This window comes from Pseudomonas uvaldensis (assembly GCF_021271205.1).
Taxonomy (GTDB): domain Bacteria; phylum Pseudomonadota; class Gammaproteobacteria; order Pseudomonadales; family Pseudomonadaceae; genus Aquipseudomonas; species Aquipseudomonas uvaldensis.
Genome location: NZ_JAIWKS010000012.1, coordinates 1 through 13,474, shown reverse-complemented (window position 1 = coordinate 13,474; position 13,474 = coordinate 1). Strand labels below are relative to the sequence as shown.

At 61.5% G+C, this 13,474-nt stretch carries 14 protein-coding genes; 9 read left to right on the top strand and 5 right to left on the bottom strand.

Annotated elements, in window-relative coordinates:
• Nucleotides 1-194: 194 nt before the first annotated feature.
• Nucleotides 195-929, bottom strand: coding sequence for a thioesterase II family protein (locus LCU97_RS22795; RefSeq protein ID WP_053147484.1), 735 nt, complete (start codon nucleotides 927-929; stop codon nucleotides 195-197).
• Nucleotides 930-1,074: 145 nt separating this feature from the next.
• Here LCU97_RS22795 and tam point away from each other — a divergent pair, with 145 nt between their 5' ends.
• The 4 genes from tam (at nucleotide 1,075) to LCU97_RS22775 (ending at nucleotide 5,752) form a co-directional block, all read left to right on the top strand.
• Nucleotides 1,075-1,848: a trans-aconitate 2-methyltransferase gene (gene tam / locus LCU97_RS22790; RefSeq protein ID WP_232777849.1), complete on the top strand. Its 774-nt coding sequence runs from the start codon at nucleotides 1,075-1,077 to the stop codon at nucleotides 1,846-1,848.
• A 57-nt stretch (nucleotides 1,849-1,905) separates the two neighbouring features.
• A complete protein-coding gene (locus tag LCU97_RS22785; protein ID WP_053147480.1) occupies nucleotides 1,906-3,039 on the top strand; it encodes a cupin-like domain-containing protein in 1,134 nt (377 codons plus the stop codon).
• Between the two features lie 96 nt (nucleotides 3,040-3,135).
• Nucleotides 3,136-3,936, top strand: coding sequence for an SDR family oxidoreductase (locus LCU97_RS22780; RefSeq protein ID WP_053147477.1), 801 nt, complete (start codon nucleotides 3,136-3,138; stop codon nucleotides 3,934-3,936).
• Nucleotides 3,929-5,752: a glycoside hydrolase family 15 protein gene (locus LCU97_RS22775; RefSeq protein WP_053147474.1), complete on the top strand. Its 1,824-nt coding sequence runs from the start codon at nucleotides 3,929-3,931 to the stop codon at nucleotides 5,750-5,752. The genes LCU97_RS22780 and LCU97_RS22775 overlap by 8 nt, the downstream gene beginning before the upstream one ends.
• A 187-nt stretch (nucleotides 5,753-5,939) precedes the next feature.
• Here the strand turns inward: LCU97_RS22775 and LCU97_RS22770 are convergent, their stop codons facing one another.
• Entirely contained in the window at nucleotides 5,940-6,302 is a 363-nt protein-coding gene (locus LCU97_RS22770; protein WP_053147472.1) for a DUF6124 family protein, read from the bottom strand.
• Nucleotides 6,303-6,881: 579 nt separating this feature from the next.
• On the opposite strand from LCU97_RS22770, the gene LCU97_RS22765 reads away from it, so the two are divergent.
• Complete coding sequence (locus tag LCU97_RS22765) at nucleotides 6,882-7,259, top strand: hypothetical protein (protein ID WP_232777848.1); 378 nt, start codon at nucleotides 6,882-6,884, stop codon at nucleotides 7,257-7,259.
• 28 nt (nucleotides 7,260-7,287) lie between these two features.
• Complete coding sequence (locus tag LCU97_RS22760; RefSeq protein ID WP_232777847.1) at nucleotides 7,288-8,190, top strand: alpha/beta fold hydrolase; 903 nt, start codon at nucleotides 7,288-7,290, stop codon at nucleotides 8,188-8,190.
• On the opposite strand, the gene LCU97_RS22755 is transcribed toward LCU97_RS22760, so the two are convergent.
• Nucleotides 8,159-9,151 (bottom strand): GlxA family transcriptional regulator, encoded by a 993-nt coding sequence (locus LCU97_RS22755; protein ID WP_232777846.1) that lies wholly within the window; start codon nucleotides 9,149-9,151, stop codon nucleotides 8,159-8,161. The genes LCU97_RS22760 and LCU97_RS22755 overlap by 32 nt on opposite strands.
• A 99-nt stretch (nucleotides 9,152-9,250) precedes the next feature.
• On the opposite strand from LCU97_RS22755, the gene inhA reads away from it, so the two are divergent.
• Complete coding sequence (gene inhA / locus LCU97_RS22750) at nucleotides 9,251-9,937, top strand: isonitrile hydratase (RefSeq protein ID WP_232777845.1); 687 nt, start codon at nucleotides 9,251-9,253, stop codon at nucleotides 9,935-9,937.
• Between the two features lie 88 nt (nucleotides 9,938-10,025).
• On the opposite strand, the gene LCU97_RS22745 is transcribed toward inhA, so the two are convergent.
• On the bottom strand, nucleotides 10,026-10,763 hold the full coding sequence (locus LCU97_RS22745; RefSeq protein ID WP_232777844.1) for an SDR family oxidoreductase: 738 nt from the start codon (nucleotides 10,761-10,763) through the stop codon (nucleotides 10,026-10,028).
• Between the two features lie 203 nt (nucleotides 10,764-10,966).
• Here LCU97_RS22745 and LCU97_RS22740 point away from each other — a divergent pair, with 203 nt between their 5' ends.
• Nucleotides 10,967-11,914: an AraC family transcriptional regulator gene (locus LCU97_RS22740; protein WP_232777843.1), complete on the top strand. Its 948-nt coding sequence runs from the start codon at nucleotides 10,967-10,969 to the stop codon at nucleotides 11,912-11,914.
• Between the two features lie 480 nt (nucleotides 11,915-12,394).
• Here the strand turns inward: LCU97_RS22740 and LCU97_RS22735 are convergent, their stop codons facing one another.
• The gene (locus LCU97_RS22735; RefSeq protein ID WP_053147458.1) at nucleotides 12,395-12,853 is read right to left on the bottom strand and encodes an SRPBCC family protein; all 459 of its coding nucleotides are present in this window, start codon (nucleotides 12,851-12,853) and stop codon (nucleotides 12,395-12,397) included.
• 154 nt (nucleotides 12,854-13,007) lie between these two features.
• Between LCU97_RS22735 and LCU97_RS22730 the strand changes: the two genes are divergently transcribed.
• The gene (locus LCU97_RS22730; RefSeq protein WP_232777842.1) at nucleotides 13,008-13,409 is read left to right on the top strand and encodes a lysozyme inhibitor LprI family protein; all 402 of its coding nucleotides are present in this window, start codon (nucleotides 13,008-13,010) and stop codon (nucleotides 13,407-13,409) included.
• The last annotated feature ends 65 nt before the right edge of the window (nucleotides 13,410-13,474 follow it).

The window sequence follows — 13,474 nt, the reverse complement described above, 5'->3', positions numbered from 1 at the left end:
TTTCTAGGTATCCGGGATCAGTGGGCACAAGGCACAAAGGCAAGTCGTCCCTTTAAAACGAATGCAGACCGGAAAAATTAGCGTTTGAGAATGAGTGTCAGAAGAGGGGTGGAACGAGGATTTTGAAAACGATGCAGATACTCCATGTGGGAGCAGGCTCGCTCCCACACAGGCTTGTATGCCTGGGCATCAAATCACGCGCTGATCGCCAAGCCATGGCGCCGATGATGCACGCTCAGTTGCTCCTTGATCAGACGCAGCACCCTGACCTCATGCTCATGGATGAAGAAGTGTCCGCCGGCCAGCATATCCACGGAGAAACTGCCCGAGGTTTCCCGGCTCCAGCCGATCAACTGTTCAGTGGTGGCTTTGTCGGCGGTGCCGCCCAACACATGTACCGGGCAGTTGAGCGGTGGCCGCACCCTGGGCTGGAAACGACCGCACATGAGAAAGTCCGCCCGCAGGACTGGCAAGGTCAGCGCCATCAGTTCTTCGTTCGCCAGCACCTCCTCGCTCGTGCCGTTGAGGGTACGCAACTGGTCGATCAGTTCGGCATCGGTCTTCGGTTCGGCAAAGCCACGGTCGTAATCGGCCCGCATCGTCGGCGCAGCGGTGCCCGAGGCAAACAGCGCCACCGGCTCAGGGCAGCCTAGCTCGCGCAAGGCATGGGCGATCTCGCACGCCAGCAATGCGCCCAGGCTGTGACCGAACAGGGCATAGGGAGCCTGGAGCGTCGGGCGCAGCTCCCGCGCCAATTGCAGCGCCAGCGGGCCCATGTCGGTGTGCAACGGCTCGGCGAAACGCGCCCCGCGTCCCGGCAGCTCGACCGGTTGCACGCGCAGCCATTCGGGCAACTTGCGCCGCCAGCGGTTGTAAACCATCGCGCTGGCGCCGGAATAAGGCAGGCACAGCAGGGTCAGTGGGGTCACAGCAGTTTTCTCCGAACGGTGGTGTATGAAAGATAACGAAATGGCAATACATTGAATTAGTCACATGCGCCGTCGACGCGCCATCTTATATCGACTGCTCCTATACTGGCGGCACCTCGTCCTGCCCACTCTGAAGGAGCCCGTCATGAGCTGGTCCGCCAAACAATATGTCACGTTTGAACAGGAACGCACCCGCCCGGCCCGGGACCTGCTCGCTGCCATCCCTGCGACGCAGGCGCGCTCGGTGATCGACCTGGGCTGCGGCCCCGGCAATTCAACCGAACTGTTGGTGCAGCATTTCCCCGACGCCACGGTGCGCGGCCTGGACAGCTCCGCCGACATGGTCGAGGCTGCCCGCCGACGCTTGCCCGCCGTTGCGTTCGACACCGCCGACATCGGCCAATGGGACGAAGCCGGCCCGTTCGACGTGATCTTTGCCAACGCCGTGCTGCAATGGCTGCCCGATCACGCCACGTTGCTGCCGTCACTGGTGAACAAGCTGGCGTCGGGCGGCAGCCTGGCGATCCAGATGCCCGACACCCTCCACCAACCCTCCCATCGCCTGATGCGGGACATCGCCGCCAGCGGCCCCTGGGCCAGCCAATTGGCCCGTGCGGCGGACTCGCGTACGGAAGTGGAAGACGCCAGTACGTACTACTCGATCCTCAAGCCCCACTGCGCCCGCGTCGACGTATGGCGCACCACCTACCACCATCCGTTGGCTGATGGCGCGGCGGGCGTGGTGGAGTGGTTCAAGGGCAGTGGCTTGCGACCGTTCCTCGACCCGTTGGATGAGGCGCAGCGTGAGCAATATCTGGAGCAGTACCTCAAGGCGATCGAACAGGCGTACCCGACGCTGGACGACGGTTCGGTGCTGTTGCCGTTTCCACGGGTATTTATCGTAGCTAGCCGAGACTAAATTGTTGAGCCGGGTTCTCGTCATCTGCTAAGACCAAAAACAGCAAGAGTGACCGCCGTGGACCTGCACACCATCCTGGGCAAACTATTCGCCAATGCCGGCGCCGTTGGTATCGAAGGCGTTTTCCAATTCGTGTTCGGGCCTCAACAGGCGTACTGGTCCGAGGTCAAGGCCAGCAGTCGTACCGAGGCCGGCCGGCACACCAGCCCCGACGTGACCATCGAGGTGGCGGAGCAGGATTTTCTCGGGATCATGGCCGGTATGGCGAACGTCGAGGAGTTGTTCGCCAGCGGTCGCTTGAAGATTGGCGGCAATATGGGGCTGGCGACCCTGCTGCCGCAGATCATCGAGCATGCCCGTCGCGGCGCTGGCGCGGCGGAAAAGGTCGACATGAACAAACGCTACCCCACCCCACCGCGCTTCAGCGAAAGACTCACCGCCAGCCTGCCTACCCAGCGCAGCGTGGAGCGCCGCCCGCGCAGCGAGTTGTCGGTTCAGGAGTTCCAGTCGCGCTACCTGCCCCATGGCATTCCGCTGATCATCAGCGATGCGCTTCAGGACTGGCCGCTGTTCAAGCTCAGCCGCGAAGAGTCCCTGGTACATTTTGCCCAACTGCAAGGCATCACCCGCCACGGCGACTACGTGAAAAAGACCTTCTCAACCGAACGGGACTTTCGCTCCACGTCCATGGCCGACTTTATCGCTTCCCTCGACAACCCGGCCCCCAAGGACGCCGACGGCGAACCGCCAGCCTACATGGGGAACAACATTCTGCCGGCGCAACTGATGGAACAGATCAAATACCCGCCCTACTTCGACCCGTCGCTGTTCATTCCGCCGCGCATCTGGATCGGTCCCAAGGGCACCCTCACGCCGCTGCACCGCGACGACACCGATAACCTGTTCGCCCAAGTCTGGGGTCGCAAAAGCTTCATCCTTGCCGCCCCCCATCATCGCGAGGCCCTGGGCACCTGGTCCACGGCGCCCCAAGGCGGGCTGGACGGCTGCGACTTCAACCCGGACGCGCCGGATTATCAGCGCTTTCCCGATGCCCGGAACGTGACGTTCATGCGCATCACACTGGAGGCCGGGGACCTGCTGTTCCTGCCCGAAGGCTGGTTCCACCAGGTGGAGTCGGTGTCCACATCGCTGTCGGTGAATTTCTGGGTGAATTCAGGGCGGGGTTGGTAACGGGAGGCGAGACACACTGCTTTTGCGTTCTGCAAATGAACTCCAAACGTCTCGCACCAGTCAGCAGGTAAGGCCCTCCATTCAAGGTGCTGAACCATGCAGATATCTCTCGCCCGACAAGTCGCCCTTGTCACCGGCGCCAGTTCCGGCATCGGCGCCGGCTCGGCCAGGGCATTGGCGGCGGCCGGTGCCACCGTGGTGCTCAATTACCATTCCAGCGCCGGTCCGGCCGAAGACCTTGCCCGTGAAATCAACGACAACGGCGGCCGCGCCATTGCCATTGGCGCCGATGTGTCGAAGGAGCAGGACGTCGAGCGACTGTTCGCCGAGACGCTGGACGCCTTTGGCACGCTGGACATCCTGGTGGCCAACTCCGGCCTGCAAAAAGATGCCGCCGCCGTCGACATGACCCTGGACGACTGGAACACGGTGATCGGCGTCAACCTCACCGGCCAGTTCCTCTGCGCCCGCGCCGCCCTGCGGATTTTCAACCGCCAGGGTATCCGCCAAGGTGTATCCCGGGCCGCCGGCAAAATTATCCATATGAGTTCAGTGCACCAACGCATCCCCTGGGCCGGCCACGTCAATTACGCGGCGTCCAAGGGCGGTATCGACCAACTGATGCAGACCCTGGCCCAGGAAATCAGCCACCAGCGCATCCGCATCAACAGCATCGCTCCCGGAGCCATCCGCACGGCCATCAATCGAGAAGCCACCGAAGGCGAACAGGGGCGAAAGCTGCTGGAGTTGATCCCTTATGGTCGCGTGGGGGATGTGGAAGATGTCGCCAACGCGGTGGTCTGGCTGGCGTCGGACCTGTCCGACTATGTGGTGGGCACGACGCTGTTCATCGATGGCGGGATGAGCCTTTATCCGGGGTTTCGTGGCAATGGCTGAGTATGACGAACCCCAGAGCCCTATCGAGAACCACGGCATCATCGGCGACATGCGCTCCGCCGCGCTGGTCAACGACCAGGGCAGCGTCGATTTTTTCTGCTGGCCGGAATTCGACAGCCCGTCGATTTTCTGCTCACTGCTGGACACGCCCGAAGCGGGCATTTTCCAGCTCGCTCCCGACTTGCCGGACGCCCGTCGCCAGCAGATCTACCTGCCCGACACCAACGTCCTGCAAACCCGCTGGCTGAGCGATGGCGTGGTGGTGGAAATCACCGACCTGCTGCCCATCGGCGACAGCGAGGATGATCGGCCGGTGTTGATACGCAAAGTGCACATGGCGGTCGGTCAGGCGACGTTTCGCATGCGCTGCGCGGTACGCCATGACTACGCCCGGGCCGCCACCACCGCTCGCCAGGAGGACGCCGACATCTGCTTCGAGGCACCGGGACAACCCAGCCTGCGTTTATGTTCGGACCAGAACATGACCCTGGAAGGCAACGCGGCGGTGGCCGGTTTCACCCTGCAGCAAGGCCAGAGCGCTGAATTCTTGCTGGGCGGCATCGATGATCCGAGACTTACTGACGACGCCAGCGCCCTGTGCCTGGAACGGACCCTGGCGTTCTGGCGCGGCTGGATCGGCCAATCCAACTACCGCGGGCGTTGGCGGGAAATGGTCAACCGCTCCGCCCTGGCGTTGAAACTGCTGACCTCGCGCAAACACGGCGCCATTCTCGCCGCCGCCACCTTCGGCCTGCCGGAAAGCCGTGGTGGCGAACGCAACTGGGATTACCGCTACACCTGGATCCGCGACGCCTCGTTCACCGTCTATGCGTTCATGCGCCTGGGCTTCGTCGAAGAAGCCAACGCCTACATGCGTTGGTTGCGGGGTCGGGTCAGCGATTGTCGCGAACAACCCACCCGCCTCAATATCCTCTACGGCCTGGATGGCCGGCTGGAACTGCCGGAAACCGAGTTGCCGAACCTGAAGGGTTTCGGCGATGCGCAGCCGGTGCGCATCGGCAACCTGGCGTACGAACAGGTGCAACTGGACATCTTCGGCGAGCTGATGGACGCCGTGTACCTGGTCAATAAGTACGGCGAGGCGATTTCCCATGAAGGCTGGAAGCACACCGTCGACGTGATCGACCAGGTCTGCGCCATCTGGCAGGAAAAAGACGTGGGCATCTGGGAAATGCGCGGGGCCAAGCAACATTTCCTGCATTCGCGGCTCATGTGCTGGGTGGCCGTCGACCGCGCCATCCGCCTCGCCGTCAAACGCTCCCTGCCCGCGCCGTTCACCCGCTGGGACGAGACTCGCCAGGCGATCTACAACGACATCTGGACGCATTTCTGGAACGACGAACGCCAGCATTTCGTCCAGTGCCTGGGCAGCACTGCCCTTGACGGTTCGATGCTGCTGATGCCGCTGGTGCGCTTCGTCAGCGCCCGCGATCCGCGTTGGCTGTCCACCCTGGACGCCATTGAAAAACACCTGGTGCGCGACGGCATGGTGTATCGCTACCGCAACGACGACCATCCGATCGACGGCCTCAGCGGCAGCGAGGGCTCGTTTGTCGCATGCTCGTTCTGGTACGTCGAATGCCTGGCCCGGGCTGGCCGCGTGGAAAAAGCCCAGCTGGAATTCGAACAACTGCTGCGTTATGCCAACCCGCTGGGGCTGTACGCCGAAGAATTCGACAGCCACGGCTACCACCTGGGCAACACGCCCCAGGCCTTGAGCCACCTGGCACTGATCAGCGCCGCCAGCTTCCTGGATCGCAAGCTGAGCGGGGAGAAAAATCACTGGCAGCCGTGAGGAGTGTCAGTCATGCCTCCATCGCGGGCAAGCCTTGCTCCCACAGAATATCTCTGCGCCTCTGAGAGCAAGGCTGTTCTCACAGAATGCCGCCGAACCTGGGGAGCAAGGCTGTTCTCACAGGATGCCGCCAGACCTGTGGGAGCAAGGCTTGCCCGCGATAGCGCCATCAACTGCACTACAAAACTCAGCGCCCTGCCACTTCGACATCATCCAGCGCACGATTCGCCAGCAGCGTCCCCAACTCGATCAACTGCTGAATCCCCAGCGCCACATGCCGCCGGGAGCCCTCCAGCTCGAACGCCAGGTCACAGACCAGCGCATTGGCCGAGGCCAGGGTTTCGCTGAGGCTGACCAGCACCGATTCGGTGTTGAGGCCCGGCACCACCGCGAAGACCTGGCCGTTTTGGGTATCGGGTTTGTCCACAGGTGCCGGTGACAAGTGAACCTTCAGCGCCCGGTCGGCGGCTTCGCGGAGTTTTTTTGAATCGAGGGTGGTGTAGGCGCCGAGGTTTTCGGCTTTCGGGGGGTTGGGGGTGATCTTGACCATGATGAAGCTCCATTCAAAAGTGGAGCTCGCCATTTCCGCGACCAAGCAGAAGGTGGCGAACTGTACGCAGGTTGGTCGACCAGGGAATGGAAACCCGGCAGGGCCCGAAGCCCTCCCACGCACAGCCAGCCATAAAGCAGACAGCCGCTCTCGCGGCACCGTGCGCCATTCTAAACCCGGACGACCAAGCCCGGTCGCTGATTTTGCAGCGACCGGCAAAGCCTATCCCCACCGCTTCCGACCCGACAACCGCCAGAACTCGTCGGAAATTTCCGGCTCGCCTATTTTCTTGTAGGAACACCACACCATTGTGGCGAGGGGATTTATCCCCGCTGGGCTGCGCAGCAGTCCTAAAAGCACGCAACCGAGAACGTCAGGTCGAACGAATAGGGATGTTTACAAGGGGCCGCGTTGCGGCCCAGCGGGGATAAATCCCCTCGCCACAAGAAAAACATCACCGACTCCAGCCATTTATCGCGCCATCGCCTCGCAGGTTGCCAGCCCGCCCAACCCCTCCTAAGATCGATGCGCTACGGGTGCAGCGGAGCTGCCCGATAAAACCCGATTCAAGGATTAGGCATGACCCACGTGAAACGAACCATCGACACCCCGGCCCGCACGGGCCTGACCCGGGAGGCGCTCTGGGAAGGCCAGGACAAGGGCTTGATCAAGTGCTGGGAAATCGGCCGCGACCGGGCGCTGAAATTTCCGGAACTGGCACAACGCTGCCTGGCTGGGGAGTTGCCCGTATTGGGCTGGAAAGGCGGCGTCAACCGCAGCCTGAAGAAAAACGAAAAATTCGGTTGCCTCAAATACCTCGCCCAGTGGCAGGGGCTGCGCGGTGAAGACCTGGACATCGACCTGTCCCAGGAACGCACGCTGACCTGCTCCCGCACGAAGATGATCGTGACCTTCACGCCGGACCGGGCCAAATACGTGAATCAGGAACCCGCGTGAGCGCAACCGGGTGCAGTCGGAGGCCGGTATGAACCTGGATTCCAAGGTCAATTTCGCGGTGACGCCGCTGTTGCGCATCGCCTATGAAGAGCACGGCCCCATCTCGGGCGAGCCGGTCATTCTGCTGCATGGCTTCCCTTACGACCCCAGGGCCTTCGATGAAGTCGCCCCGGCCCTCGCCGAGCGCGGCTACCGGGTCATCGTGCCCTACCTGCGTGGCTACGGCCCGACCCGGTTCAATAACCCGGCCATCATCCGCTCCGGTCAGCAAGCGGCGCTGGCCCAGGACCTGCTGGATCTGATGCACGTCCTGCATATCCCCCAAGCGGCGCTGTGCGGCTATGACTGGGGCGGTCGGGCAGCCTGCATTGTGGCGGCATTGTGGCCAGAGCGCGTACGCTGCCTGGTCACCGGGGATGGCTACAACCTGCAGAACATTCCCCAATCGACCCAGCCGTTGGACCCGGCCACCGAACATCGCCTGTGGTACCAGTACTATTTCCACACCGCCCGCGGCGTTGAAGGCCTGACGCAGAATCGACGCGAGTTGTGTGAATTGCTCTGGCGCTTGTGGTCACCGACCTGGAAACGCGGCGCCGAACTGTACCCGCTGAGCGCTCCGTCCTTGGACAATCCGGACTTCGTCGACGTGGTGATCCACTCCTATCGGCATCGCTTCATGTACGCACCAGGGGACCCGACCCTGGAATGGTTGGAGGAACAACTGGCGGCGCAACCGGCCATCGGTGTGCCGAGTATTTCCCTGTGTGGCGCCGACGACGGCGTCGGGCCTCCATCCGAACATGACGAAGACGCCGGCCATTTCACCGGTTTCTATGAGCGCCGGGTGCTGGCCGGCGTTGGACACAACGTTCCCCAGGAGGCGCCTGAAGCGACGCTCAGGGCCCTGCTGGATCTGCTTGAGGGCTGACCGCGAACCGCTCGCGATAGGCCTGGGGTGTGACGCCCATGGCCCGCAGAAAACTGCGGCGCAGGGTTTCCTCGCTGCCAAAACCACAATGCACCGCCACCCGTTTGATCGGCACAACGGTGTCGGCCAGCAACCGGCGGGCAGTTTCCACACGGATCAACTCCACCGCCCGCGCCGGTGTCTGGCCGGTTTCGGCGCGGTAGTGCCGCACAAAGCTGCGTTCGCTCATGCCCGCCTGGGCGGCCAGGTGGGGCAGGCCCAGGTCTCGGGTGAGGTTCTCGGCGATCCAGGCATGCAATTCGTCAAACCGACTTCCCTGGTTCTGTAGCGATAGCGTCACGCTGAATTGCGACTGCCCACCAGGACGCTTGAGAAACACCACCAACTGCCGGGCAACCTCCAGGGCCGCGGCGCGACCCAAGTCATCTTCCACCAGTGCCAGGGCCAGGTCGATGCCGGCGGTGACCCCGGCCGATGTCCAGACTGGACCGTCGTTAATGAAAATCGGATTGGGCTCGACCCGCAGCTGCGGATGCTGTGCGGCCAGTTGTTCACAACGGGTCCAGTGGGTGGCCACTCGCCTTCCGTCCAACCAGCCACTGGCGGCCAGCAGGAACGCCCCGGTACACACCGAGGCTACCCGCCGCGAACGCGAACCTTGCGCCTTGACCCAGGCCACCAGCGCCGGATCCTTCGCGGCCTCGTACACCCCCCAGCCACCGGCGATCAACAAGGTATCGCTACCTTCGCTCGGCAGCGGCTGGGCCACCAACGCCAAGCCCGCCGAAGACACTACTGCCCCGCCACCGGCCGCGATCACCGTCGGCGCATATGGCAACGGCAGGCCTTTCTGGCGGGCCAGGTCATTGGCCGATGCGAACACCTGCAAAGGCCCGGTGACATCGAGCACTTGCACGTTGGCGAAGGCCAGCACATGAACGGTTTTCGGCGGATTGGGCATATTGGCGTAATTCGTGGGTTTATTGGCGAGTACGCCAGAGCCTACGGCCCTAAAGTTGAGTCGTCCAGCTCTCGGGCATCATCACAAGGAGAACGCACCATGACATTACAGATCGGCTTGCTATTGTTTCCGCAGGTCCAACAGCTGGACCTGACCGGCCCTTATGACGTACTGGCCTCATTGCCGGACGTGAAGGTGCATCTGATCTGGAAAGACCTGGCCCCGGTCACCGCCAGTACCGGTCTGGTTCTGCTTCCCACCATCACCTTCGACGATTGTCCGAAGCTCGACGTGATCTGCGTCCCTGGCGGCACGGGCGTCGGGGCGCTGATGGAGGATGCGCAGACCCTGGCGTTCATCCAGAGCCAGGCGGCTCACGCCCAATACGTCACCTCGGTGTGCACCGGTTCTCTGGTACTCGGCGCCGCGGGACTGCTGCGGGATAAACGCGCTACCACCCACTGGGCCTATCACAGCCTGCTGCACACCCTTGGGGCGACACCCGTCCAGGAGCGTGTAGTACGCGACGGCAACCTGATCACCGGTGGCGGCATCACGGCAGGGATCGATTTTGCCTTGACCCTGGCGGCCGAGCTGTTCGACCGGGACATGGCCGAGTTGGTCCAGCTGCAGCTCGAATATGCCCCTGCCCCGCCGTTCGAGTCGGGGAGCCCGGATACCGCGCCGCTCCATGTACTGGAAGAAGCCCGCCGGCGTACGGCGGAGTCGTTCCGAGTGCGCTCGCAGATTACCCAACGGGCTGCGGAGCGGTTGGCGTTGGCGTAGCAGTCGCTTCCTATCGGATCGGCCTCTGTGCCTACGGAAATTTTCCCCGTATGTCACAGAGGCCGTTCTGACGTTGACTCAGTCCGTTTTAGAACGGGCTGGCGGTGGGCCGTACGATCAGTTCACTGACATCGACATCCGCCGGTTGCTCGATGGCGTAGGCAATCGCCCGGGCAATCGCCTCCGCGGGAATCGAGATCCTGCGGAATTCACGCATCTCGGCACGGCCACCTTCATCGGAAATACTCTCGGCCAGTTCCGACTCGGTCACGCCAGGGGAAATGACCGTCACCCGCACATCACCGCCGACCTCCTGACGCAGACCTTCGGAAATGGCCCGCACAGCAAATTTAGTGGCGCAGTACACGGCGGCGGTCGGGCTGACGGTGTAGGCGCCGATGGACGCGATGTTGATGAACTGGCCGCTGCGCTGGCGCTGCATCAACGGCAGGCCGGCCGCGATGCCGTGGAGCACGCCACGGATGTTGACATCTATCATACGATCCCATTCCTCGACTTTCAGCGCCTCGAGCTTGGAAAGCGGCATGACGCCGGCGTTGTTGATGATCACGTCGATCCGGCCGAAACGTTCGACGGCGAAGTCGACCAGGCTCTGGACATCGTCACGACGGGTCACGTCCACGGCTTTGCAGATAGCCTGCTGTCCACTGGCTTCGAGTTCCTGGACCAACGCTTGCAAGCGATCGACACGCCGTGCGCCGAGCACCACACGGGCCCCAAGGGCGGCCAGCAGGCGTGCCGCGGCTTCACCAATCCCGCTGCTGGCACCCGTGATCACCACTACTTTGTTTTGGATATCGGACATGATGGTTTCCTCGTCTGGATGTGTTGGCCCCCGGTGGGAGCGTTTCGACAGATCCAGATTAGGGAAGCGACCGAGGCTGGGGTTAGCCGGATCCTCTTGCCCGCTTGCACGATCCTGTAGCGATAAAAGCGACGCTGGTCGCCAGCCTCGCAATCGGCTTTACTAGCGCGATCCATTCATTTGGCCAGGGAGATTTGATCGGCATGTCGGTATCCACATCCATACAAATTGCGCCAGACGACGGCCTCAACCAGCGCCGGGCCGAACTGGCGGACCTGATGAAACGTTTTGCGCCGGAAAATGGAGTGTTCCCTACCGCCATCGGCGCGTTGAACCTCATTCGCAGCGACGAGCCCACCGAAGCCCTGCACCTGGTGCATAAGCCTGGCCTGTGCGTGATCATCGAGGGGCGCAAGGAAGTACGTCTGGCAGATGAATGCTACGTCTACGATCCGCTCAACTATCTGGTGGTCTCCGTGACGCTGCCGTTGGCCGGCCAAGTGATCGAAGCCAGCCCCGAGCGACCTTACATGTGCATTCGCCTGGACATTGACCCGGCACAGGTCTGTCGCCTGATCGCCGACGCCAGCCCCATCGGTGTGCCGGCGCAACGGAGTGGACGTGGGTTGTTCCTGGACCGCATCGACGTGCCACTGCTCGACGCTATGTTGCGCCTGCTGCGCTTACTGGAAACCCCGGACGATATCGCCACCCTCGCGCCACTGGCCCAGCAGGAGATTTTCTACCGGCTGTTACGTGGTGCCCAGGGCCAACGCTTGCATGAAATTGCCATCCCGGACACCCAGGCCCATCGCATCAGCCGCGCCATCGAGTGGCTTAACAACCATTACGCCGAGCCGTTGAGCATCGATAGCCTCGCCCAGATGATCAATCTCAGCCCTTCGGCGTTGCATCACCGCTTCAAGGCCGTGACTGCCATGAGCCCATTGCAATACCAGAAACAGCTACGCCTGCAGGAAGCCCGACGGCTGCTGCTTTCGGAGAACAGCGACGTTTCGTCAATCGGCTACAAGATGGGATATGAAAGCCCTTCGCAGTTCAGTCGCGAATACAGCCGTCTATTTGGCGCCTCTCCGAGCAAGGACATCGCCCGCCTGCGTGCACTGACGTTGCAGCCCAACAGCGCCTGATCGTGACACTTATTCAAAGCCGAAAAAAAACCCGCCGAAGCGGGTTTTTTGAGGACCAATTTGACTCCCTGTCTGGCATTCCATGCCTGGTCCCATCATCCATGACCCCAAGCACTCCCTGTACTCAGTGGATGGACACAGATTAGGCCCATCTCAGGTGTGGCAAAAGACGAGAAAGTAGCGTCGATCTGTAAGCGTTTCGCTATACAGCCTCACCTGGGCTTTTAATAGGCGAAAAAAAACCCGCCTAAGCGGGTTTTTTCCAAGACCATTACGACTCCCTGTCGATAGCCATCCTGGCAAGGTCGATCGTCCCTGATCCTGAGCACTCCCTGTGCTTCAGTGGATGGGTACAGATTACGCGTCGGATCCAAAGTGAAACAGACGACATAGCTACCATCTTGTGTAAGACATTTGCCATAGCGCACTTCCGCAAACCCCTAGTGGTCTCAGGTATGACCTGCGGTTAAGCCGCTGGAATCAGGATTTGGTCAGAAATTCCTCGATTTTGGCCATCTGTTCGTCCCAACCACGGCTGTCCATGCGAAAAGCCTTGAGTCGGCGAGCTTCAGGAATACCGTCGAATCCCGACTCTATCACCTTGAGCAAGGTGCCACCGTTCATGTCCTCCAGTTCGAATTGCACCCGGGTTTCGGGTTCCTGGGAGTAATCCACCTCAGGCTCGACCGCGTAGGGGTGCCAGCGAAACGAGAAGACTCTCTCGGGCTCTACCCGTTCAACCGCCACGTCCCAGGTGAGGTGCTCATAACCGGGATAAGTAATCCTTCCCTGGGTGCGTTCACCCGCCACAAAGCGTTTGCCTTCCAGCGCTACTCCAAACCATTGGCCAAAGATTTCGGCATTGGCCAAGGCCCGCCAAACCTGAGAGCGCGGCGCCTTGAGCAGGATCTTTCTTTCAATGCGATCGGATGAATGCATAGGTCACCTCCTGTGTTCAACAGTAGGTCTGTAAGACCACACGGCCCACCAGAAAGTTGTATCTGTCGAGCGGTTTGGCAGTGCGGTGACGTTAAAGCGGCCTGACCCGATGTACACTCCTCTGCATTTTTTAACCCCTCAAGGAGAGATCAACATGCCTCCACGCTTGCTGCTGACCCTGGCACCGCTGCTTTTTGTCAGCATCGCCCAAGCTGACGATTGCGCCAATGCCACCACCCAGGGTGAGATGAACCAATGCGCGGCCCAGGCGAAGAAAGCCGCCGACGACGAGCTGAACAGCCTGTACAAGCAAATCACAGCACGTTTGAAAGACAACCCCGAGGCCAAGCAACTGTTGGTCAAGGCACAACGAGCGTGGATCGGCTTTCGCGATGCCGAATGCAACTTTTCCGCGTCGGGAGTCGAAGGTGGTAGCGTCTATCCACTGATCTACGGCAGTTGCATCACCGCCCTGACCAAGGCGCGAGTCGAAACCTTCAAAACCTATCTCAAATGCAAGGAAGGGGATTTGAGCTGCCCGGTACCTGAGGCTTAACAGGTCTGGGGATAAAAAAGGATGACCTTGCAGGGGCATCCTTTTACCAGCATTCGAGCGCATAA